We start from the raw sequence: 1,296 nt of genomic DNA on the forward strand, positions 1-1,296 counted from the left end.
ATGGCGCGGGGTGGAGCAGCCCGGTAGCTCGTCAGGCTCATAACCTGAAGGCCGCAGGTTCAAATCCTGCCCCCGCAACCAATCAACAAAAAACCCGCCTCGGAGCGACGGCGGAGTTTGTTGATAACGCCGCGACGAACCCCGCATCACGCTTACGCAACCACGCCACGCCGGCAAATGGTGACCAAAATCCCATCATTCCAAAAAAACGTCAGGAATCCCTCGGCCTTGCCCAGCTTAACGCCAGAAACCGTAGAGCCCTCACTTCCAGCCACAATCCACCCACGGGTCTCATGTTCCTCCGGACTTGAAGAGGGTGCATTGGAAAGCTTCGTATCGTGAAACGCTGGTAGATAATCCATTCAGCGCGGCGTTCTGCCCGTGCTGCCGCCTTGTCTCCGAGGTCATCAGATCGGCGAATCAATGTGGCAGAACAGAAGGGCATCCGAATCTCGGCCTCACGACGCACCGGCTTGGCCACGTCTGATCTGGTCGCAACGCCGTTTTGGCTCCGCCGGTTGCGACGCAACCAGCAGAGCATGGCTAGACGGGCTACCTGATCGCTTAGAGGATGGCGACAACATGAGCCAGCCATATTGCGGCAGCCATCCGACCCCTTTGGACAACCCGGTAACGCTCTGAACGAGATCCGATGAGGCGGAATACAGAGGGACACTCAGTGTGGAGGCTTCCCAGCATCCATTAATGTGGCGCTCAAGGCAGCGATAATAATGGCGAGCATCGGTGTGGCTGCCGAAAACCGTGGCCCATCATTGATTTTCGCTGTGCAGAAGGTGCCGCCCCATGTGAAGGCGCCCGCACAGTTGGGATCAATCGTCTTCGCCACTCTCAATGCTAGGTCAAAGCGGGCAGTAAATGGGGGAACGGCTGCCCTTGATTTTGTTCCCGGTGATAGCCAGACCACCTTTCGCTGCTTTGAGCCACCCTTGTCCACGATCATGGTTGTCCGCTCATAACCGATGGCGGTGGCAATTCGCAGGTCCAAGGCCCGATCGGGTCCCTTTGCATGCTGCAGATCAAGAATCAGTTCTCCGATTGTTTCTTGCACGAAAAGGGCCTTCATATATTTCATGAAATATTATCCTAGGCCCGGGGGAAAAATCGTCAACCGTAAGGCGAGGAAAACCTTCTTCCTCTTTTGTATATGGTGGAGATGGCTGTCGACCGTTCATACGTGAACTGCCCCCCATTTCGACCGGACAGTCGGCATAAGCAGAAAGGCTCAAGCACAGGCTTGAGGACAGGCTTATGTCTAACGAGTATCGACACGTTGAA

Annotated in this window: 1 protein-coding gene and 1 tRNA gene; one reads left to right on the forward strand and one right to left on the reverse strand. The window is 55.6% G+C overall.

Features of this window, described 5'->3' with window-relative positions; all coding sequences use genetic code 11:
• Window positions 1–4 precede the first annotated feature (4 nt).
• A tRNA-Met gene (locus tag ASG68_RS21485) sits at window positions 5–81 on the forward strand.
• Window positions 82–676: 595 nt separating this feature from the next.
• Here ASG68_RS21485 and ASG68_RS21490 read toward each other — a convergent pair.
• Entirely contained in the window at window positions 677–1,093 is a 417-nt protein-coding gene (locus ASG68_RS21490; RefSeq protein ID WP_062583724.1) for a hypothetical protein, read from the reverse strand.
• Between the last annotated feature and the right edge of the window lie 203 nt (window positions 1,094–1,296).

The organism is Rhizobium sp. Leaf453 (assembly GCF_001425605.1).
Lineage (GTDB): Bacteria > Pseudomonadota > Alphaproteobacteria > Rhizobiales > Rhizobiaceae > Pararhizobium.